At 51.0% G+C, this 20,625-nt stretch carries 17 protein-coding genes; 11 read left to right on the forward strand and 6 right to left on the reverse strand.

Annotated features, from left to right (window positions below):
* Position 1 precedes the first annotated feature (1 nt).
* From Q1A04_RS04940 to Q1A04_RS04950, 3 genes are all read right to left on the reverse strand, one after another.
* Entirely contained in the window at positions 2–1,657 is a 1,656-nt protein-coding gene (locus Q1A04_RS04940) for a BCCT family transporter (protein ID WP_299702020.1), read from the reverse strand.
* Positions 1,658–1,675: 18 nt separating this feature from the next.
* Positions 1,676–2,842, reverse strand: coding sequence for a hypothetical protein (locus tag Q1A04_RS04945; RefSeq protein WP_299702023.1), 1,167 nt, complete (start codon positions 2,840–2,842; stop codon positions 1,676–1,678).
* A 298-nt stretch (positions 2,843–3,140) separates the two neighbouring features.
* Positions 3,141–5,324 (reverse strand): M3 family metallopeptidase, encoded by a 2,184-nt coding sequence (locus tag Q1A04_RS04950; RefSeq protein WP_299702025.1) that lies wholly within the window; start codon positions 5,322–5,324, stop codon positions 3,141–3,143.
* A 173-nt stretch (positions 5,325–5,497) separates the two neighbouring features.
* Here Q1A04_RS04950 and Q1A04_RS04955 point away from each other — a divergent pair, with 173 nt between their 5' ends.
* The 11 genes from Q1A04_RS04955 (at position 5,498) to Q1A04_RS05005 (ending at position 17,433) form a co-directional block, all read left to right on the forward strand.
* Positions 5,498–5,956, forward strand: coding sequence for a hypothetical protein (locus tag Q1A04_RS04955; protein WP_299702028.1), 459 nt, complete (start codon positions 5,498–5,500; stop codon positions 5,954–5,956).
* A 1-nt stretch (position 5,957) separates the two neighbouring features.
* The gene (locus tag Q1A04_RS04960; protein WP_299702031.1) at positions 5,958–6,713 is read left to right on the forward strand and encodes a class I SAM-dependent methyltransferase; all 756 of its coding nucleotides are present in this window, start codon (positions 5,958–5,960) and stop codon (positions 6,711–6,713) included.
* A gap of 88 nt (positions 6,714–6,801) precedes the next feature.
* Positions 6,802–7,041 carry a hypothetical protein gene (locus tag Q1A04_RS04965; protein ID WP_299702034.1) on the forward strand — a complete coding sequence of 80 codons (240 nt, stop codon included), beginning with the start codon at positions 6,802–6,804 and terminating at the stop codon, positions 7,039–7,041.
* A gap of 34 nt (positions 7,042–7,075) precedes the next feature.
* On the forward strand, positions 7,076–7,327 hold the full coding sequence (locus Q1A04_RS04970) for a hypothetical protein (protein WP_299702036.1): 252 nt from the start codon (positions 7,076–7,078) through the stop codon (positions 7,325–7,327).
* A gap of 128 nt (positions 7,328–7,455) precedes the next feature.
* On the forward strand, positions 7,456–7,758 hold the full coding sequence (locus Q1A04_RS04975) for a hypothetical protein (RefSeq protein ID WP_299702037.1): 303 nt from the start codon (positions 7,456–7,458) through the stop codon (positions 7,756–7,758).
* Positions 7,759–7,913: 155 nt separating this feature from the next.
* Positions 7,914–13,262, forward strand: coding sequence for a kelch repeat-containing protein (locus Q1A04_RS04980; RefSeq protein ID WP_299702039.1), 5,349 nt, complete (start codon positions 7,914–7,916; stop codon positions 13,260–13,262).
* A 202-nt stretch (positions 13,263–13,464) separates the two neighbouring features.
* Complete coding sequence (locus Q1A04_RS04985) at positions 13,465–13,797, forward strand: metalloregulator ArsR/SmtB family transcription factor (protein ID WP_299702041.1); 333 nt, start codon at positions 13,465–13,467, stop codon at positions 13,795–13,797.
* An 18-nt stretch (positions 13,798–13,815) separates the two neighbouring features.
* Complete coding sequence (locus tag Q1A04_RS04990) at positions 13,816–14,292, forward strand: DUF6428 family protein (RefSeq protein WP_299703628.1); 477 nt, start codon at positions 13,816–13,818, stop codon at positions 14,290–14,292.
* A gap of 32 nt (positions 14,293–14,324) precedes the next feature.
* On the forward strand, positions 14,325–15,101 hold the full coding sequence (locus tag Q1A04_RS04995) for a metallophosphoesterase family protein (protein ID WP_299702044.1): 777 nt from the start codon (positions 14,325–14,327) through the stop codon (positions 15,099–15,101).
* A gap of 11 nt (positions 15,102–15,112) precedes the next feature.
* Entirely contained in the window at positions 15,113–16,198 is a 1,086-nt protein-coding gene (gene arsB / locus Q1A04_RS05000; protein ID WP_299702047.1) for an ACR3 family arsenite efflux transporter, read from the forward strand.
* A 230-nt stretch (positions 16,199–16,428) separates the two neighbouring features.
* On the forward strand, positions 16,429–17,433 hold the full coding sequence (locus Q1A04_RS05005; RefSeq protein WP_299702050.1) for a fasciclin domain-containing protein: 1,005 nt from the start codon (positions 16,429–16,431) through the stop codon (positions 17,431–17,433).
* An 85-nt stretch (positions 17,434–17,518) separates the two neighbouring features.
* Here the strand turns inward: Q1A04_RS05005 and Q1A04_RS05010 are convergent, their stop codons facing one another.
* The 3 genes from Q1A04_RS05010 to Q1A04_RS05020 all read right to left on the reverse strand — a co-directional run bounded on the left by Q1A04_RS05010 (position 17,519) and on the right by Q1A04_RS05020 (position 20,491).
* Complete coding sequence (locus tag Q1A04_RS05010; RefSeq protein ID WP_299702053.1) at positions 17,519–18,733, reverse strand: GAF domain-containing sensor histidine kinase; 1,215 nt, start codon at positions 18,731–18,733, stop codon at positions 17,519–17,521.
* 84 nt (positions 18,734–18,817) lie between these two features.
* On the reverse strand, positions 18,818–19,492 hold the full coding sequence (locus Q1A04_RS05015) for a CPBP family intramembrane glutamic endopeptidase (RefSeq protein WP_299702056.1): 675 nt from the start codon (positions 19,490–19,492) through the stop codon (positions 18,818–18,820).
* Positions 19,493–19,609: 117 nt separating this feature from the next.
* Entirely contained in the window at positions 19,610–20,491 is an 882-nt protein-coding gene (locus tag Q1A04_RS05020; RefSeq protein ID WP_299702059.1) for a LytTR family DNA-binding domain-containing protein, read from the reverse strand.
* Between the last annotated feature and the right edge of the window lie 134 nt (positions 20,492–20,625).

The following is a 20,625-nucleotide window of genomic DNA, read 5'->3' on the forward strand; positions in this document are numbered from 1 at the left end:
CTTACTCTAAAGGTTTGCTTGGATTAGTTTCTCCTTCCGCGGGCTTCGGCACGCTTTGTTTCTGGGCTCTTTTGGCAAGCATTTCAGAAACCAGTTGCTGGTATGCCTTCCGCTCTTTGGCCTGCCCGAGTTTATTATATTCCTCTAACTCCTCGCTCAGGCCTCTGTACAGGCTGTAGCACATCGTCAGCAGGATGAGGGCAAAGGGAAGTCCGGTGATGATAACGGCTGTTTGCAAGGCCTGCAAGCCACCGCCCAAGAGCAGCACGGCCGCGATGGCACCTCCCGACAATGCCCAGAAAATACGTGTGCCCACCGACGGATTAGGTCTTCCCCCGGAGGTCAGACTCACCACCACCAAAGATCCCGAGTCAGAGGAGGTCACAAAGAAGCCGGCAATCAGGATGATGCCGATCACCGAAAGCACGGTTGAAAATGGAAGCTGCTCAAAAAAGACGAAAAGCGCCGTGGAAATGTCTGCGGCCACCGCATCGGCAATAGCTGAATTGCCCGCCAGTATATCGCGCAAGGCGGTGCTTCCGAACGCAGTCATCCACAAAAATGAGAGGAGAGACGGGGCGATGAGCACGCCGAGCACAAACTCTTTGATCGTGCGCCCCTTGGAAACCCGTGCGATGAATATACCCACAAAAGGAGCCCAAGAGATCCACCAAGCCCAGTAGAAGACCGTCCAAGAGCCCTGCCAATTGTTGGTGGAAAAGGCCTCGTTCCAAAAAGAAAGCTGCAGGAAATTACCCAAGTAGTAGCCTGTATTTTGCACATAGGAGCCCAGAATAAAAACAGTGGGCCCCAAGGCCAAAACGGCCACCAAGATCAGGAGCGCGATGCGGATGTTCCACTCGCTCAGGATGCGCACGCCCTTGTCCACGCCTGTTACCACCGAGACCGTGGCAATGCCTGTTATAATCGCGATCAGGATGATCTGTGTGGTGATGTCGTTGCTGATGACGGGGAAGACATGGTTGAGCCCTGCCGCCACTTGGCTTACGCCGAGCCCCAGCGAAGTAGCCAGACCAAAGAGTGTGGCAATCACGGCCAAGATGTCGATCACGTCCCCGATGATGCCGTGTATGCGCTCACCCAGAAAGGGGTAAAAAGCGGATCGCACCGTGAGCGGCAGTTGGCGGTTGTAGGTAAAGAAGGCAAGCGCCAGCGCGACCAGCGCATAAATAGCCCACGCATGCAGTCCCCAGTGCAGAAAGGTGAAGTTCATGGCCTGTCTTGCCGCGGCGGGCGTACCGGGGTCCCCCATCGGCGGCGTCTGAAAATGGTTGATCGGCTCGGCGATGCTCCAGAACAAAAGTCCAATGCCCATACCTGCGCTGAACAGCATGGCAAACCAAGCGGAGGTGCTAAACTCGGGCTTGGCGTCTTTCCCTCCCAGTCTGATCTTGCCAAACCTCCCAAAGGCGATAAAGAAACAGAAGGCGACAAATATGTTCACGCTTAATATAAAGAGCCAACCTGCCTTGGATGTGACGATAGCCTGTGTCTCGGTAAAAAACGCCTCCGCATCCTTCCTGAAAATGAGTACAAGCGCAATGCTGATAACCAAGAACACAATAGATGACCAGAATACAGGGCCGTTTACCTCTAACCCAAAAGACTTCTTAGCATCACTCCTTACTTTACTCATTCCTTCTATTTTAAAGGTCTAGAAATAATATCCCATGTTGATGTTGAAGCGCATGTGCCACCGGGTGTCCCCCATTGTGCCTGTGGTGAAGGCATTCTCCCACTCAGGTCCCAGCCAAGGGTGGTTGTACCCGAAAGCCGCATCGGTGTAGATGTACATGGGTCCGGCGGTGAAGAGCGCTCCCAGCACGTTCATGTGGGCATTCTCGTAGCCGCTTACACGTTTATTGTAATAACCGTAGTTGTTGTATATGTCTACGCCCTGCAAGAGGCGCGTGTTTACAGGTATGTGGTAGGATATACCGGCGGTATAGATCTCGCCTCTGTTCGCCACATTGTAGTTGGCCCCATAAGCCCCCATTTCCACAAAGTCCAGCTCGGCGCCAGCAGCGTAGGACGGCTGAAAGCGATAGAGCATGGCCTGCAGCTTGATGTTCCATGGGCTGTGCGATGACTTGTACTCATAGTGTACTGCACCGGCATAGCGGGTACCATTACGTTCGGTGTCGATGTTGTAGAGCATCCCTCCCTGTAGCGAGTAGCCCAGCTCGTGCTGGAGGCTGTCTCCCAGCCGGCGCACCAGTTTAAAGTCCAGCTGGTTGTTTTCTTTGTTCCGACCTGTTACGTCGTAGGAGTAGCGATTCGGGCTTGGTTCTGACAAGCCGAACACAAACTCCTCAGCACTTTTATAGTAAGCCGCCTGCCATCGCCATCGCCTACTGTCTCGGATGTATTTCACGCCCATGTCGTGGTCATCTTCGAAACCGACATAGTAGGTCATGTTAAAAAACCAGTTGTTGGAGTTGTACTGTTGTATGCCAAAGGGCACTTGGTTGAGTCCAATCTGTAGTTGGGAGCCTTCGTCGAAATCGTACTGGAACCAGCCCTGTTTCAGAAAAGAACCGCCAAAGGCCTGTGAGTAGTGACGGAACTCGGCATTCAGTTTAATGCCCCGATACTCCGCCTCCGCATTGATGCGAAAGAGGTCGAAGCCAAAATCTCCGCCACGCTCCAGCTGGTCTTTTTTCCATGTGGAGAGGTTGTAGTTGAAGCGCACGGCACCGCCCAGTTTCAGGTATGGTTTTTCCTCTGGCTTTTCTTCAGGTGCCTGCGCAAAGCTCGCAGCGCCAAAGAGAAGCTGTAGCGGAAAGAAGAGATAAAAACAGTATCGTAAAGCTTTTCCCAATAATACCTGCGTTTAACAGTGACCTACTACATTTAAGACGAGGCGAGATAGTAAAGGTTGCTAAAGGATTGGAGGGCAATATCTAAGAAGTAAAATTGCGGAAGGTAAGCAGGAGATTGACCATGGCAAGCACCTCGTTGGCTGCACAAAAGACAATGACCACCGGATGCTGCACAAAGGCATTTGGGACAGCAGTATATCTAATTAACCGGTCTAGGTATAGCAGATATAAAAACAGAAAAGCCGCTGATGTCAGCGGCTTTTCTGTTTTTATGATAGTACAGGCTTATTTTTTATTCTAATTTTTCGGTACCGGGAAGCCACGATCACGCATCAGCGCGTCGATGCGGGCGTCACGGCCACGGAACATACGGTAGGCTTCAGCCGGATCCATGGAGTTACGCGGCGCAAACAGGTACTTCACCAGTTTGTCGGCAACGCCTTTGTCATAGAATCCGCCCGGCGCTTCTGTGAAGGCCTCGGAGGCATCAGAGGTAAGCACGTCGGCCCACATGTAACCGTAGTAAGCGGTGGCATAGCCCTCGCCGGAAAATACGTGTCCGAAGTGCGGTGAGCGGTGACGCATCACGATCTCTTTTGGCATACCGAGTTTAGCAAGCGTCTCTTTCTCGAACTTGTCCGGGTCTAGGTTTTCCGGGTCGGCTAGGTGGAAATGCATATCCATCAGGGCTGAGGCCAAGAACTCCGTCGTTTCGAAACCTTGGTTAAAGGTAGCAGCCTTCTCGATCTTGGCTACCAGCTCTTTCGGCATCGGTTCACCAGTCTTGTAGTGCTTCAGGAACTGGTTGATCACTTTATCGGTAGACAACCAGCGCTCCAGCAACTGCGACTGGAACTCGGTGTAGTCACGCACGCCGCTATTCAGCGTTGGGTACTTCACGTTAGAGGCCAAGAAGTGTAGCGCATGACCGAACTCGTGGAAGAAGGTAGTCGCATCGTCCCATGACACCAGCACAGGTTCGCCCGGCGCAGGCTTCACGAAGTTAGAGTTGTTAGACGACAGCACATTCTTTTTGCCATCGAAAGTCGTGTGGGCGCGGTACGTCGTGGCCCAAGCACCGGAGCGCTTGCCCTGACGTGCGAATGGGTCAAGGTACCAAAGACCGATGTGCTCGCCACTGGTCTTGTCCGTCACTTCCCATACTTTCACATCTTCGTGGAACACCGGCACAGAACCTTCCGCAACTGGCTTGAAGTCGAAGTTGAACAACTCGCCAGCCGTGAAGAACATGGCTTGGGTCAGGTTGCCTAACTCGAGGTACTGCTTCACTTCGTCTGAGTCGAGGTCATACTTGTCTTTGCGCACTTTCTCTGCGTAGTAGCGGTAGTCCCAAGGCTCGATCGTGATCTTGGTTTTGCTCGTGGCGTTGGCCAGTTTTTGCATGTCGGCCACCTCTTCGCGGGCACGGGCGGTAGCGGCGGGCCATACGGCCATCATCAGCTCCATCGCCGCCTCAGGCGTTTTGGCCATGCGGTTCTGCAGGCGCCACTCGGCGAAGTTATCATAGCCCATTAACTGCACACGCTCTTTGCGCAGCTTCAGGATGTTCACGATGTTCTGCTTGTTGTCGTTCGCATCGTTGTTGTCGCCGCGTGAGTAGTAGTTCTTCCATACCTGCTCGCGCAAGCCGCGCTCGTCAGAGTAAGTCAGGAACTGGTCCATGGACGAACGGGTGTTGGTTACGGCATACTGCCCCGGCTTGCCACGATCAGCGGCGGCCTTGGCGGCGGCTTTCACAAAAGACTCCGGCAAACCGCTCAGCTGGTCTTTGGTGAAGTACACTACATACTTCTCCTCATCGGCCAAAATGTTGTTGCCAAAGGCGGTATACAGCGAAGAAAGCTCTTTGTTGATTTCAGCATAACGCTGCTTCTTCTCAGGGCTCAGGTCAGCGCCTTCCATGGCGAAGTCCTCGTATATAAGCTGCACCACACGCTGCTGGTCAGCAGGCAGTGGGTTCTTGATGGAGTTCTCGTATACGGTTTTGATACGTTGGAAAAGCTTCTCGTTCTGAGAGATCTTAGAGCTGAACTCTGAGATTTTCGGGGCCATCTCCTTCTGTATCTCGCGGAACTCCGGCGTAGACATGTTGCTGCCCCAGATGCCGTAGTAGGTGAACACGCGGTCCAGCTCTTCGCCCGATCTTTCCATCGCCTCGATGGTGTTTTCGAAGGTGGCAGGCTCTGTGCTGTTTGCGATGGCCTCGATCTCTGCCAAGTTTATGGCCATGGCCTTTTCCATCGCTGGCTTCAGGTCGGCCAGATTCATTTTATCGAAGGCGGGAACCCCTTGGTATGGGCCGCTCCACTCTTGTAGGAGCAGATTGGTTTCCGCCTGCTGCTGCTCGGTGGCAGCCTGTGTGTCCTGTGTCTGCGGCGTCTGCACTGAGGTGCAACTAGCCAGCGCCAACAGGGCCACAACGCCGGATATCTTACCGGCCGATATGATCTGTTCTTTCATAGAATTTTAAAGTGAATGAGAAATTTTCAGCACAAGTTACAAAAATTTGGCCAAAATACGCCAAAACAGCCCTGCACTATACCTAAGCCCCCTTCTGCTGCGTTGAAACTATACCTGCTTCGGACGCCCTGATCCGAAGGCATACCGTATAAGGAAGACTAATATTGATTACCATGCAAGAGCGCCCCCTTAAAGACAAACAGGCTTTGCAAAAGCTGTATGATACCATTTTGCCTGAACTGGCGAAACATATCCATCAGCACCTTGCGGATGTGATCGTTCTTTTTCACGATTTCAGGCTGGAGCGGCTTGTAGACACATGGACCCGCGAACCCAGCGCCGATGCCGGGTCTGAGGTCAGCATCGAAAAAGGCAATGTCAACCGAATGGGTCTGCGGTTGCGGTTGGAGGGTTTTCAGCGAGTAGGCGCCGATAATTTTGACCTGACCAAGGACTTGCTCTTCCGACTTGATCGCAACTTCTACACCGTGGGCCCTAACCCGGAGAATGTGTGGCTCGAAAAGGACTACCTGCAGCGCTGGGATGATGCCGAATATGAGCTAGTAGCTGAAAAGTGGACCGAAGAACTAATAGACGACCTGACCCAGCGACTCGAAAAGCTTAGCACATGATATGAAAACAACGCCTCTCGCCTCCCCCCTAACTTATCTGTTCACGCTGGTTCTACTCCTTTGCCTGAGTGGCTGCCACTCGTGTCAGGCGCAGCAGCCCCAGACGGCGGTGAAGGACGCTTATACCTACAAAAAGCCCGCACCCGGAGGCATCGGCAAGGTATACATGGGCCGGGAGATCGCGGCCATCATGTCTGCCACAGGCGGCAATTGGCTGGACCGCGACACTCGGCAAGAAGAGGAAAACTCCCCGCTCACCATCCAGAACATGGACCTCCGGCCCAACAGCAAAGTGGCTGATATCGGGGCGGGCACCGGTTTCTATACCTTCCAGATCGCACCGAAAGTGCCGGAGGGCAAGGTATACGCCGTAGAGGTGCAGGATAGGTTCGTGAAAAGCCTAAAGGAGCGACAGGAAAAAAAAGGAGCCGGGAACGTAATAGTCGTGAAAGGTGACAGTCAGCAAATCAATCTGCCGGACAGTTCGCTGGACATCGCCATGATGGTGGATGTGTATCATGAACTGGCTTACCCGGTAGAGTTGTTGCAGGCCATACACAAAGCTTTAAAACCGGGCGGCAGACTGCTCCTGCTGGAGTACAAAGCCGAGGACCCCAATGTGCGGATCCGTCCGCTGCACAAAATGACCGCCGCCCAGATCAAGAAAGAACTGGAGGCCAATGGATTCAGGTTGCAACGTCAAGAAGACTTTCTACCCCTGCAGCACTTCATGCTTTTTGAAAAAAGCACCCGTTAGCGCATAACATTTCAGATTTTCAGGCTGTTACCATACCAAACCATAACAACTTACGTAGTATAAGGTATACCTGTAAAATTTGCAATTTATGCATACAACCACATTTAAATTTAATGAGGGCAGCCCTTACATAAAAAGCCGACGCCCTATCGGACAGGAAATCCACGAGCGGCTAATGTGGCAGGCCAGACGTCTGCACCGTGAGGATATGAATAAGACTGGCTGGGAACTGATTGTCTACACCCCCATCCCCGCCTATCTGGACAAACCAACTACGCTGGAAGTGTACTGGGACTATGACAACCCAGACCAGCCTGACAGCGACTAGAATCTAACTTTCATCCGCATACGCTTAGCATACCATGAGTCTCACCTTTTTCAACACCCACACACTCGCCGGAAGACTAGAGATGATATGGGCACACGGGACTTTTCTGGCCGAACGCGGCCGTCGCGGCTACCACATCGAACTCTACGATATGGGCGGATTTTTTGCGGAGGTATGGACCAACCCCGAAACCAATTTCATCGGCCTGATCAGGGGGCTGGCCAGCAAACGCGCCTTGGAGCCTTACACTAATAAGATCGACATATTGGACATGATGTGCTGGTAAGTTCGGCACTGTCACCTTATAATCTTCCTCACTAATTAAAGAGCACAAATAGGTATAGATAAAATTTCCAATTTGCCTTTCAGCTCTTTTTAACATCCCCTTCAGGTATAAAGCATTATTTTTGGAGCGTGAACTCCATCCGGCTCAGTTACCGTTACCGCTTATACGCCTTCTCTGATTACCGCAGTATGAAGTCGGCCCTCCCCTACATGCGGCAGGTGGTGCTCGCCAAAGCACTCACTGACGTGGAAGAGTTGGATGCCAGACGGTTTGTGGCCCGCATACCCAACAAAGGCTTTCAAAATTACCTCCAACCCATCGGCGGACAGCAAACCAAGCCATCCGGCATCGACTCGCTGATCACAGCCCTGCAGCTGCTTTACAAAAAAAATGGTTTCTCAGCGAGGTATGTGGTGGTGGAGCGGGGCTAGGCTTTCTTCAGCTTCCTATCCTTATAATCTGAGGAAATTTGAAGGATTCGATTCTGTCTAGTAGTATAGAGAAATTTATATATTAAAATCGCTCACTATAATGTGCAATTGATTTATATTCACAGCCGTAAGCCCACCAGCACATTATATTATAAATGAGAACAACTTTACTCTGCCTTCTCCTCCTGTTTACTTCTTTTACCTTATTCGCTCAATCTGTCACAACGACGGGCCTTCTGAATCAGGCAAGAACCAACCATGAATCACAGGTGCTACCGGATGGCAGCGTGCTGGTGTTTGGAGGGAATGACTACTGGATTTCCAATTTGCAAAGGCTTTCCTCCGCTGAGCGTTACAACCCAAGCTCTAAAACATGGACTAGCACAGGCAGCATGAGCCAAGCGCGGGATTTTCTATCTTCTGTCTTGCTTAACGACGGGACCGTACTCGCCATTGGTGGCACGAACCAAGCAGAGGAGGTACTTGCCACAACGGAGCGTTACCTTCCTGCCACCGGCACATGGCAAAGCACAGGCAGTATGCTCAGACCAAGAGCACAGCATGATGCCGTCAAGCTACATGACGGCAAAGTACTCGTAGCCGGCGGTACAGCAGGCACTTCTTCAGAAATCTATAATCCGCTCGACAACACGTGGTCCAACACAGGGGGCATGCAAGTGGAGCATGGCGCGGGCATGCAGCTGATCTTGCTCAACAACGGCAAAGTGCTGGCGACTGGCGGACAACTCGCTCCTTACAAAGCCGAGATGTTCGATCCCGTCACACAGCAATGGACTTTGCTAACATATGGTACACAGCGCAAGCGTGAAGGCCACGCCGTGGTAAAGTTAAAGTCTGGCGATATTCTGATTGCCGGTACGCAGTCTTGGGGAGGCAATGATCAGCAGACTGCTGAGATTTTCAATCCTGCCTCACAGACTTTCTATAGTGTTCCTAACCCACTTTACTCCTTGGGAGGGGCGCGTGCCACCCTGCTCGACGATGGCCGCGTCCTGTTTTACAGCGTGGGCGATCTGTTCAACCCGACCAATACGAAATGCATTCAACTCTACAATCCCAGTACCCGGGTATGGACCACGCAAACGTACAATTTCATAGGGGCCAGTCTAGCTTCCGTACATTTGCTACAGGATGGCAACGTGCTGGTTGCCGGTGGTGCTTGGACTACCGGAAACGGAGCCTCCAACTCCAGTTTACTTATCAAGCAGGATGTTTATACCGCGTGCACACCACCCAATACGCAACTGGCCCTGCAAGGCAGCAGCACCTGCAACGGGTACGGCGGCAACATCTCATTTCCCACTTCTGAGGCGGGTGTAAGTTACGAAGCCTATATTGGAGAACAGAAAGTGAGCGATACCTACACCGGCGGAGGCCCCTTGAGCATGGCCATACCGCAGGATAAGCTCGCCCCCGGTCAGAATTTAATCAAAGTCAAAGCGATCAAAACAGGTTGTCCTGCTTACACCTTGGCCAATACGGCCAAGGTGCAAGTGCAGGCATCCAATCTACCCAAACCGATTATTGAGGCGGAGGGCCCTACTGCATTCTGCGCCGGCGGCACCGTGGTGTTAACCGGACCGGCTGGCATGGTGGGCTACGAGTGGAGTAATGGCTCCACCACCCAAAAGATAACCGTGACCTCTTCCGGCTTTTACCGCCTGCGTGTGAAAGATGAGGCGGGTTGTTTTACGGACTACTCCAATGCGATTGAGGTCATTGCCCCTCCCACCAAATTGCAGGCTGGCGCTTACGAATCGGTGTGCATTGACAGGGCGCCCTATACCTTGGCAGGTTTTTCACCGGCGGGAGGCACTTGGTCTGGCAATGGCGTGCGCCCTGATGGCACTTTCAACCCGGCCGAGGCAGGCGCTGGTGACCATGAGCTGACCTACTCGTTCTGCGGCATATCAGCCAGCAAAACCGTATCCGTGACGGCGCTGCCCAAAGTCAGTGACTTCGCCATTACGCCCGGACAAAGCAGCCTCTGCTACGATGAAAGCACTTACATAGAAATAACCGGTGCCACACAGGGCGCCAAGTATGAAGTTTGGAATGGTGACAGGCTGTTGACAACTGTGCAAGCAGCCTATAACAGCAGCTATATCAGAACCTCCTATTACAGTATCCGAAACAGCTCGACCATTACCGTGAAAGGTATACTCACAAACTGGTGCGGCGCTGACACGCTGGTACAGGAGCTCAAACTGCATTTCCGCGCCGATCCCCGATTGACTGTTGAGACCACCACGCCTTCTCTGTGTAGAAAGGGAGAAGGGTCGATTTTTGTGCGAAACACGCAGGAAGACGTTTCTTATCAACTCATGAACGGAAACGTTGCGGTTGGGGAACCACAGCAGGGCAATGGCGGAACCCTGCACTTCCTGACTGGTCCGCTGCTCGAAACAACCACGTTCACGGTGAAAGGCACTTGGAACTATTACTGCGCGAAAGACATGCTGCAGACCGTGACCATGGAGGTGGCAGGCCCGCTTTCGCATTTCACGCTAAGCAACTACAATCCGGAAATTGGCGAAGCCATACAGCTCCTGAACTCTTCTGTAAACACCGGCGGCACCTACAAATGGCTGGCCGAAGGCGGTGGCTCTTGGAAAACCTCAACAGCACAGCACCCACCCCAACTCAGCTTTGACAGAAAGGGGCCTACGACTGTAAAACTGATTTCCTTTGGCACAGAAGGTTGTATCGACACCATGTCGGTCAACTTGCAGGTGATTGATCAAGTAAACCCGACTGAAGTAACTTATTCCGTTACCTCCACTTACGATAAAAATGCACAGGCACAAAGTTTAACCTACGATGCTGCCGGAAATAGCTTCCTACTGTTTAAAGGCCTTTATGACTACTATAATTACAGCGCTAAAGGAGACAGTATGCATTTAGTTTTTGATGACACTGAAAACGAAAACTACGAATACAAGCACACCATACTGAAGTATAACCCGAAGGGCACCGTGCAATGGGCGGCATACCTGAGGCATCGCGACAATTGGTCACACGAAGGGGATATCACCACAGATGCGCAAGGCAATGTATATGTCGCCTATTTCCATGAACAGTATTTAGGGGATGTGCGTGTGTATTCTACAGACGGCAAGTATGTCACCATCAAACCTCCCTATACTAGCCATGGACACTACTCTGTTATCATTCTTAAATTCGACAAGCACGGCAGATTCCAGTGGCATAACACTTTCTTATCGCAGTACACGATAAACAAAGTGGCGCTTGTGGTGGATAGAGCAAACAACGTGTATGCCAGCAGCGATAACACGCTCTACAAATTTGATGCGAATGGCCAGTATGTATGGCACAGGGATGTTGGCTACGCCGATCTGAAGCTCGACGCGACTGACAAACTCTGGGGTGTCAGGGCAGAGACGCTGGTGGTAGACCTCTACAGCGCCAACGGCGAGCTGTTGCTCAGCTCGGAAGTGCCAGTTCAAGTCGGTGAGCATAGGCTGATCATTACCCCGATGTTTTTGAACATTGACGCAAAAGGTGACCTGTACGTATCGGGCAAATTTCTGGGGGAATTCCGCTTCGGCAGTGACAAGGTATCGGATATATATCTCTATGGCAGTTTGCACGAGGACTTATTCATTAGCAAATTTGGCAAGAGCGGCTCCCAACAATGGTTGAAACAGCTGAAGGTGGATAAAGCGACCTTACTCAAAGGCATGGACCTGCGGGATGACAAAATCATCTTTTTGGGAGGCGCTTTTGATACAAACCTGCAATACAATTACATACCGGGAAGCGGATACAATGACTTCCTTAAAATTGACTATGGGAGCTTCTTAGGCACCGTGGACACGACATCCACCAGCGACATGCGTCTGGTGCAGATCACCGAAGGAGCTCTTCCCACACTTACAGTTCCTGACCGCCTCATCGCCTTTTCCAAAACCTCGGACAGAGTTCTGTTTAATGTCCCCAAAGGCGATGCGGGCGTACTTGGGAAACCTATCTCAACAAGAGCTGTCAGCGAAGGTCAATCGGATTTGGTGCATTTCAGCACTACGTATAGCGCCATTTTTCCACCTGTTCCGCCTAGCTCTAAGTTTTCGGTGAGCGGATCGCGCTGTGTTGGATCGACGGTCACATTCAAGGACCTGTCTGGCGGAAAACCAACTGCTTGGAACTGGACAGTTACCGGACCTTCAAATGCTAGTTCTACCCAGCAGCACCCGACATTTACCTTTAGCCAAGCTGGCGTTTATACCGTCACCTTGGTTGCCTCCAATGCCAACGGAACAGGCAACACTTTTAAGCAGGAAATCGTGATCAGCGACTTTCCGGTCGTGACAATTACACCGGCGAGCGTTTGCGAAGGGCAAAGTATTACATTAACCGCAAGTGGAGCGGAGCAATACAGATGGGGAAGCGGGCAAACCGGGGCAAGCCTCACGATCTCCCGTGTAACCACTGACACTTTGATAAGCGTAGTTGGCATCTCCAGCACAGGTTGTGAAACTACGGTTTCACACCAAATCAAGGTGAACCCATTGCCGCAAGCCAAAATCCTTTCAGGTATAGCACCCCTTTGCCGAGACGCCGAAGCTGTAGACTTACCGGAAGCCACACCGGCCGGGGGCAACTACAGCGGCCCGGGTTTGCTAAACGGAAAGTTTGATCCCGCCTTGGCACAGATCGGTCTGAACACTTTAACCTATACCTATACCTCTCCCAGTGGCTGCACAAGCACGGCTACCATAGAGGTGATGGTACAGGGCATCCCGCAAGTCAGCTTCTCTCCTATGGGTAAGCTTTGCAGCAGCGCCGCCGCTATTGCCTTAACAGGCGGTTCTCCCGCAGGCGGTGTATATAGCGGTACGGGTGTAAAAGACGATTTTTTCAACCCTGCCTTAAGCGGCGTGGGTGTTTTCGAGATCACCTATACCTACACCGATCCAAATGGCTGCACCGCTTCTGCCACTGCGGCTATAGAAGTAGTGGCCTTGCCTCAAGTTACCTTCGGGCCTCTTGCATCGATCTGCAAAAGTCAAGGTCCTCTTACCTTGACCGGAGGCTATCCGGAAGGCGGGGAATATACAGGTCCCGGTGTTTTAAACGGGGTGTTCATACCTGACACCACAGGTGTGGGTGTATTCCCTGTAACGTATACCTATACCAGCAATGGCTGCACCAATTCCGTCCAGAGCCAGATAGAGGTAACCACATGCACCAGCGTTGCCGAAGAAGCCGACAAGCAACTCCTGTCCGTGTACCCGAACCCAACTGCCGGAAGCGTTACCATTCAATCAGAATGGATAAAAACACAGTCGCTCTCGCTTGGCGTGTATAACACGGCAGGGCGCAGCATATTGCGGCAAACAATCGGACAGCAGCTGGCTGGCAGGCATGTGTTAGACTTATCAAGCTATCCGAAGGGCATGTACCATGTTCAGTTGATTGCTAAAGACGGGAAAGTGCTTCGCGGCAACGTCATCGTCAATTAGCAAACAGCTAGGACATTTACATTTTGGCCTGTAGAGGGGCTGTGGGACATCTCACAGCCCCTCTACTTTTACCTCATGTTTTCTAGCATGCCCAAAGTGATGCCGCTGCTAAAAACTGACTCAGGCACAAACCAACAACCACATTAAACCATTTGCTCTTCTCAATCGTTAATCGTAATATTGCAATCAAACGATTAGAGAGATGGGACTGACCAAAACCGAGTTTTTTACAGAGAGCCAAAACAAGACCGCCATGTTGCTGAAGGCATTGGGTCATCCGGCTCGGGTGGCAATTGTTGAGCACTTGCTCAAGGTGAAAACCTGCGTCTGCGGCGATATCGTGAACGAACTGCCATTGGCCCAGCCCACGGTTTCGCAGCACCTCAAAGAGCTCAAGATCGCTGGTATCATCAAGGGCAGTGTGGAGGGCACGTCGGTTTGCTACTGCCTTGACGAAAAGGCCTTCGAGAGCCTCAGCGCCTATTTCACAAATGTGCTGACCGACCTTCAGAATCAGAATTCAACTTGTTGCTAACATCTTAAATATACCATGATGAAACTTTCAGAAATCAAACATATACTGCAGACTGCCGAGGCGGTGAACTTCGAACTGGAGAACGGCACGCTGGTTCCCGAGCATTTTCATGTCACCGAGGTAGGCGTGATCACCAAGCACTTTATTGACTGCGGGGGCACGGTGCGCAACGAGAAGGTGGCCAACTTCCAGCTGTGGGACGCCAACGACTTCGATCACCGCCTGAAACCGCAGAAATTGCTTAACATCATCGCCCTGTCTGAAAAAGCCTTGGGTATGGAAGACCTTGAAGTGGAAGTGGAGTACCAGAGCGACACCATCGGTAAGTATGACCTTGGCTTCAACGGCCAAAACTTCGTGCTGCTGAGCAAGACGACCAACTGCCTCGCTTCAGACAAATGCGGTATACCTGCTGATAAAATTGAGAAGCCGAAAATCAATTTGAATAACCTGATTGTGGGTAATGCCTGCACGCCGGGTGGCGGCTGCTGCTAAAACCAATTTTTGAACCAACCTATAAAGACACGATGAGTAAAATAGCGCTGTTCAGCGATATTCACGCCAACCTGCCTGCCTTGGAGGCCTTTTTTGCAGACGTAGACGCCCGCAAACCCGATTTTATCTACTGCCTCGGCGACTTGGTGGGGTATAACATCTGGCCAAATGAGGTGATCGATGAGATCCGGAAGCGCAACATCCCGACCATTGCCGGCAACTACGACTTCGGTATTGGGCGCGCGACGGACGATTGCGGTTGCGCCTATAAAACAGAGGAGGAAAAGGCCAATGGCTCGGTTTCCATCTCGTTCACCAACGACATCATCAAGTCGGCGCAGCGCAGCTACCTGCGTTCGCTGCCTGCGCACATCAAAGTCGAGTTTCAGCTCAACAACGACAATCTCAACCTCCTGCTCGTGCATGGCAGTCCGCGCAAGATAAACGAGTACCTGTTTGAGGACCGCGACGAGAAGAGCCTGCTGCGCATTATGAAAGACGCCGACGCTGACATCTTGTGCTTTGGCCACACGCACAAGCCTTATCACCGCATATTGGATTCTGGCGAAGAGGGACAGCCGCATTTCCGTCACGCGATCAACATCGGGTCGGTGGGCAAGCCGAAAGACGCCGACAACCGGGGCGCCTATGTTATGCTGACCATCGACGAGAACAGCTCGGTACTGGACAGGAACAGCATAGAGGTGGAGTTCATCCGCTTCGCCTACGATTTTGAGAAGGCCGCACGTGCTGTGGAGGAGTCTATTTTGCCAAACGCCTATGCAGAGAATCTTCGCAAGGGCTGCTAACCACTATTATTATGAGTGCTAACAACTGTACCCCCACCTACCAGCGGAAAAAACTCCGGTTTTTCGACCGCTACCTTACGCTCTGGATTTTTCTGGCCATGTTTCTGGGCGTAGGCATCGGCTACTTTATACCTGAATCCTCTGGGTTTATAAACTCCTTTTCGAGCGGCACCACCAACATCCCGCTGGCCATCGGTCTGATACTGATGATGTACCCGCCACTGGCCAAGGTCAGGTATGAGAAAATGGGCGAAGTGTTCAAGAACGTGAAAATCCTGAGCATGTCGCTGTTCTTAAATTGGGTGATCGGCCCCTTCCTGATGTTCTTTCTGGCCATCCTCTTTTTCCATGACCAGCCCGAGTACATGATCGGCTTGATCCTGATAGGTATAGCCCGCTGCATTGCCATGGTGATGGTTTGGAATGAGCTCGCCGAAGGCAACCGGGAGTATGCGGCTGGTTTGGTGGCTTTGAACAGTGTCTTCCAGATTTTCTTCTACAGCGTGTATGCCTACCTTTTCATATCGGTGCTGCCGCCGCTATTCGGTATCCAGAGCGCTGAAATCAACATTACCATCGGGCAGATTGCGGAGAGCGTGCTTATCTACCTCGGCATACCTTTCTTTGCGGGCATCATTACACGCTATGGGCTGATCAGCTTAAAGGGCTTGGACTGGTTCAACAACAAATACATTCCGTTCATCTCTCCTATCACGCTCATCGCACTATTGTTTACGATCGTGCTCATGTTCAGCTTGAAGGGCGAACTGATGGTCGAAATTCCGTTTGATGTGCTGCAACTGGCAGTGCCGCTGGTGTTATACTTTGCCCTGATGTTTGTAATCAGCTTTATATTGGGCAAGTTACTGGGTGCCGATTATTCCCAAAATACGGCCATTTCCTTCACGGCCACCGGCAACAATTTTGAGCTGGCTATTGCGGTTGCCATCGGCATCTATGGCATCAACAGCGGACAGGCCTTTGCCGGCGTGATCGGTCCGCTGGTGGAAGTACCGGCGCTAATCCTGCTAGTGAATGTCGCCTTCTGGTTTAAGCGGAAATGGTATAGCCGGGAGAAAGAACTGATCAACTCTTAAAAGTATAGCCTATACCTACAATCACAGCGAGCTGCTCTTAAAATGGGCAGCTCGTTTTGTTTTTATGGAATCCTAAGACTCTCCCTGTCCAACCAAATCCTATAACATTGTATAACAGAACGATACAGTCATAAATTTTGAAAAATATTTTTCCTAAGCACAAACAATTGAAAAGTCTGCGGGTTGAGAATAGTAAAATAATATAACGCTTACTAAAAAAAATTAAAACCATGAAAAACCTATCAACCTTCTCCATTTTCCGGAATAAGCTGGGCTCTCTGGCTTTCCTACTGACTCTGCTTTTCGCAGTTTCGGGTTGCGACAAGCAAGAGGATGTAGTGCCTCAAGCAGAACTGGAGTCTGCAGAGGACATCGCAGCCACGCTGGAAAACTTTAATCAGCTAAAGGCCGAGAATAACAGTGCCCTACACAAGAACAAGCGCAGACCAAGTTTCAGCACCCTCGTGGTCGCCTTAGCAAAAACAGGCCTGTTAAGAACTGTAGCCACTGAGCAGCTGACTGTATTCGCTCCTTCCGATGAAGCTTTTGCCAAACTTGGTCTAAATCCTTTTAATATTGGCAACGTGCCCAATCTGCGTGAGATCCTGCTCTACCATACCGTACAAGGGAAAGTATTCTCCACTGACTTGACGGCGGGCTACGTGCCTACGCTCAATGGTGCTGCTGTAAATATTACTTTAAATGGCGGCGTTCAGGTAAACGGTGCCGATGTCGTCTTGGCCGATGTGCGCGCTTTGAACGGGGTGATCCATGTAATTGATGAGGTGCTGATGCCGCCAACGCAAAACTTAGTGGAACTGGCTCTCAGCTTCGATCCTGAGTTTTCGATATTGGTGCAGGCAGTCATAAAAGCCGGCCTAGCTGAAACACTGGCCACTGGTGGACCATACACTGTATTTGCACCAACGAATGATGCCTTTATAGCTGCTTTGGGAGATCTGGGATTCACCAGCCTAGACGCAGTTCCGGATGATGTCCTCAGACAAATCCTGCTATACCATGTAGTGGAAGGCCGTGTGTATTCAACTGACCTGAGTTCGGGTGATATAGGCACCGTGAACGGAGAATCTTTCTATGTAAACACCAGCAACCTGACCCTGACCGATACGCAGGGCAGAGTTGCCAACCTCATACCTTCTCTTTTGGATGTGCAGGCCACTAACGGTGTGGTGCATGTTATTGACAAGGTAATCTTGCCAAATCTTGGCAGCTAATTTAGCTTACCTCCAAAAAAACAGGGACATGGATGAAAATCCGTGTCCCTGTTTTCATATTGTGAGGCGACAGGTATAGAACTTCTTAGAAAATGATCGTGAACTTGGTGCCTTCACCCTGTGTGCTCTCCACTAAGATCTTTCCTTTCGCCTTATCCACCATTCTTTTCACGATGTACAGGCCAATGCCGCTGCCCTCCACATGGTCATGCAAACGCTTAAACATTGTAAAGATCTTCTCCTCTTTGCCAGCAGGTATACCCAACCCATTGTCTTGAATGGAAAGATGCGTTTTGCCACCCAGTTCCTCCATCTTCACGATTACTTGCGGACTTCTGTCAGGTGAGCGGTATTTGATGGCATTGCTGATCAGATTACTGATAATACTTTTGAAATTCTTTCGTGAAAAGCCCGCCAGATGCCGTTCTTCAGCCGACACCTCAATTTGGGCATTAGACTTCACAATCAGGCTCTGTAAATCCTGTCGTACGGAGTCAACGATCTCATAAAGATCAAGTGCCTCGGATGTTTCGTCTGCACTGGTTTTGTCGATCTCGACTATAGCGGTGAGGTCCCTGATCGTAGTGGAAAAACGGTTAAGCGAGGACTTCATCATAGCGGTGATCTGTTCGATCTCTTCCCGGTCCAGCTCCTCTTTCGAAACAGCATCGGAGAGGATAGAAATAAGGCCTTCGATGTTGGCAATGGGTGATTTCAGGTCGTGGGAAGCGGTCACTACAAAGCTATCTAGATCGAAATTCGTATTGGCCAAGTCCCTATTTTTATACTGCAGTTCGAGATTAGCTTTGTGACTGCGCTCCAGCAAGTCCAGACTCTGCAAATGAAAGGCCAACAGCTCTGCAAACATTTTAAAAGTGTTGATCACTTTCGGATTGTTTACCCGAGCGGGTTTTGAGTCGATGGCGCAGAGCGTCCCAAAAAAACTCCCGTCCTTCAGGATAATAGGTATGGAAATGTAGCTTTGGAGTCCGTAGATTTTAGGGGTGTGGTGCGCTTTGTAATGCTGGTCTTCCGAGACATTGTCGATCACAATGGGCTGGCGGTGTGCCCTGATCTCATTGCATAGTGTGGTTTCCACTTCGAGTTCCCCACCGGCTTCCAGCCCAAACTCCACCTCGTCCCGCACGCTGCACGCCAGCCATCTGTCTTCTGTTACGCGGGCAACGGCGGCAAAGCCCATCCCTGTAACCTGACAAATAGTTTCAAGCATGGTCGGCACAATGGGGATTTGCCTCACAGCTTCCAAGTCTTTGAGTAAGTTGTCTTGGATTTCAATCATATAGAAAAGCCTCTTTCTGATTTGCGGATTTTCTAAATGCTAAAAGCCGCTGATTCTTAATTTCTTAAATTTAATAAAAAATTATTAAAACAGCGGGGGCATGAGCAGGAAGAGCGAAATATCCACCAGAAAATGGCAAATGATGTTAAGCCACAGGTTGCGCTTCCAGAAGTATAAGATCGTCAACAGAACACCCCCCACCGTAACGAAGAGCAGGTGCGCCATTCCCCAAGCCAAGTGCGATATGATAAAGATCAGCAGAGGCAGCACAACGGCTACCACTTTGCTATTGGTGAGTAGCAGCAGGCGTTCAATCAGAAAGCCTCTGTTCAGGATCTCTTCCGTTACACCGGCCCGAAGGGCTAACAGAAGCAGCACGGGCAACGGCAGCGCCCCTAAGGCTTTAAACATTTCAGTGGCTACCGGCACCTCCAACCAGATCAGCGTGCCATAGATTAACGGAAAGGACAGAAACAAAGCGACAGCGAATACGATAGCCCAGCCTGCGTCACGAAGTGAAAATCGCTTAGAGCCGATAGAGTACAGAGGCCTGCGCTCCCAAAAGCGCACCAGCGCAAGTATGCCGATGGCAAGACCCCAGAAGAAAAGCTCTGACCCTATAAAGCCCAACTTTAGGTAATTAGACAGCAGCACTAACAAAGTGGGCCCTAGCAAGGCCAGCACCACCCCCGAAACGGTGGCCATGCGGGTATGGGTTTTTACCTGAGACTTGTTAATGGTTTTAACATTTGTGATCATTGTCTTAAAGTTTTGGTGTGAAACAATGACCCAAAGGAAAAAGAAAAAAACACTGATTCAGAAGAATCAGCCCAGTTTTAGACTGAATAGTAGGCAATATCCGCCTGAATGGTAAGGCTAATGGGGCTGGGGCGTTTCTCCCTTGAACCACTCCCTGAACTCAGCTGCCTTGTAGCGGCTGACCGTCTCTACTTTTACCGGTTTCCCTTCTAGCTGCAGCTCAACCAAGAGCTTGTAATTGGCATCTTTGCGCACCGATCTGATGGCTTGCCGGTGCGCTATGATCTGGCGGCTGATCTTAAAGAAAACGGCCGGGTCCAACAACCCCTCCAACTCTGCCAAGGTGTATTGGGTAATCAACCTTCTGCCTGTTCTTGTCATGGCGAAAACCACCTTCTGCTCGGAATAGAAATAGGCAATCTCCTGATAAGGCAGCTGCAGTTCCTCGTTTCCGGTTTTAATATACACACGGTTCTGGCTATACCCTGTCTCTTCTGGTGGCGCTTGCGCTGCATCAGCTGGAGCGGCCATACTAACGGGAGGTACATGCTGTGACTTGAACTGCCAGTATCGGTATACCTGCAAACTAAGGAAAACCATGTTGATCAGCAGCGAAAACAACAGCGACAGCAAAAGCCCGATTAAGAAGGCGTACCCGCTAAACGGCACCCGGTATACCCAGACCGTGACACTGGGGGCAAACACAGCATAGAAAAAAGCGGTGAAAGCGATGTTGACGGCCAATACCTGCCAAACCAGCTTCAGGGAGAAGCCCTCTTCGTAGAGTTTCCGCTCATAGAGGTGCTTGAAATTCCAGATCTGTATCTCCCACAGAAAGAGCGTGCCCAGAAAATGGACCAAGAAGTCCTGCAGGGGAAAGGTGTAGCTGGGACTGAAAGGCAGGTTCTCTTTTGAGCGCAGATGCACTACCACCAATACCAGCACAGCGATGAGCAGGATGTACCCCCTACCGCTCAGAAACCTCCTACTATTGTTCACAGCCTGCATTGACAGATATCTTTAAGCCGTATTTACGCAGCAATCGATGCGCCACTTTTTCGGCAGGGTGCTCAACTGAATAATGGCTAGGCCAGGCGTAATAACCTCGGCCCTTACCCAAAGTATGGTCGGCG

It is taken from the genome of uncultured Pontibacter sp., from assembly GCF_947499215.1.
Lineage (GTDB): Bacteria > Bacteroidota > Bacteroidia > Cytophagales > Hymenobacteraceae > Pontibacter.

Bases quoted from the DNA above. Each gene is read 5' to 3' on its own strand.
- Q1A04_RS04965 (WP_299702034.1), top strand. From the start codon at position 6,802: ATGCATACAACCACATTTAAATTTAATGAGGGCAGCCCTTACATAAAA.
- Q1A04_RS05005 (WP_299702050.1), top strand. From the start codon at position 16,429: ATGAAAAACCTATCAACCTTCTCCATTTTCCGGAATAAGCTGGGCTCT.
- Q1A04_RS04970 (WP_299702036.1), top strand. From the start codon at position 7,076: ATGAGTCTCACCTTTTTCAACACCCACACACTCGCCGGAAGACTAGAG.
- Q1A04_RS05015 (WP_299702056.1), bottom strand. From the start codon at position 19,492: ATGATCACAAATGTTAAAACCATTAACAAGTCTCAGGTAAAAACCCAT.
- arsB (WP_299702047.1), top strand. From the start codon at position 15,113: ATGAGTGCTAACAACTGTACCCCCACCTACCAGCGGAAAAAACTCCGG.
- Q1A04_RS04940 (WP_299702020.1), bottom strand. From the start codon at position 1,657: ATGAGTAAAGTAAGGAGTGATGCTAAGAAGTCTTTTGGGTTAGAGGTA.
- Q1A04_RS05010 (WP_299702053.1), bottom strand. From the start codon at position 18,733: ATGATTGAAATCCAAGACAACTTACTCAAAGACTTGGAAGCTGTGAGG.
- Q1A04_RS04955 (WP_299702028.1), top strand. From the start codon at position 5,498: ATGCAAGAGCGCCCCCTTAAAGACAAACAGGCTTTGCAAAAGCTGTAT.
- Q1A04_RS04950 (WP_299702025.1), bottom strand. From the start codon at position 5,324: ATGAAAGAACAGATCATATCGGCCGGTAAGATATCCGGCGTTGTGGCC.
- Q1A04_RS04990 (WP_299703628.1), top strand. From the start codon at position 13,816: ATGAAACTTTCAGAAATCAAACATATACTGCAGACTGCCGAGGCGGTG.
- Q1A04_RS04995 (WP_299702044.1), top strand. From the start codon at position 14,325: ATGAGTAAAATAGCGCTGTTCAGCGATATTCACGCCAACCTGCCTGCC.
- Q1A04_RS04985 (WP_299702041.1), top strand. From the start codon at position 13,465: ATGGGACTGACCAAAACCGAGTTTTTTACAGAGAGCCAAAACAAGACC.
- Q1A04_RS04960 (WP_299702031.1), top strand. From the start codon at position 5,958: ATGAAAACAACGCCTCTCGCCTCCCCCCTAACTTATCTGTTCACGCTG.
- Q1A04_RS04980 (WP_299702039.1), top strand. From the start codon at position 7,914: ATGAGAACAACTTTACTCTGCCTTCTCCTCCTGTTTACTTCTTTTACC.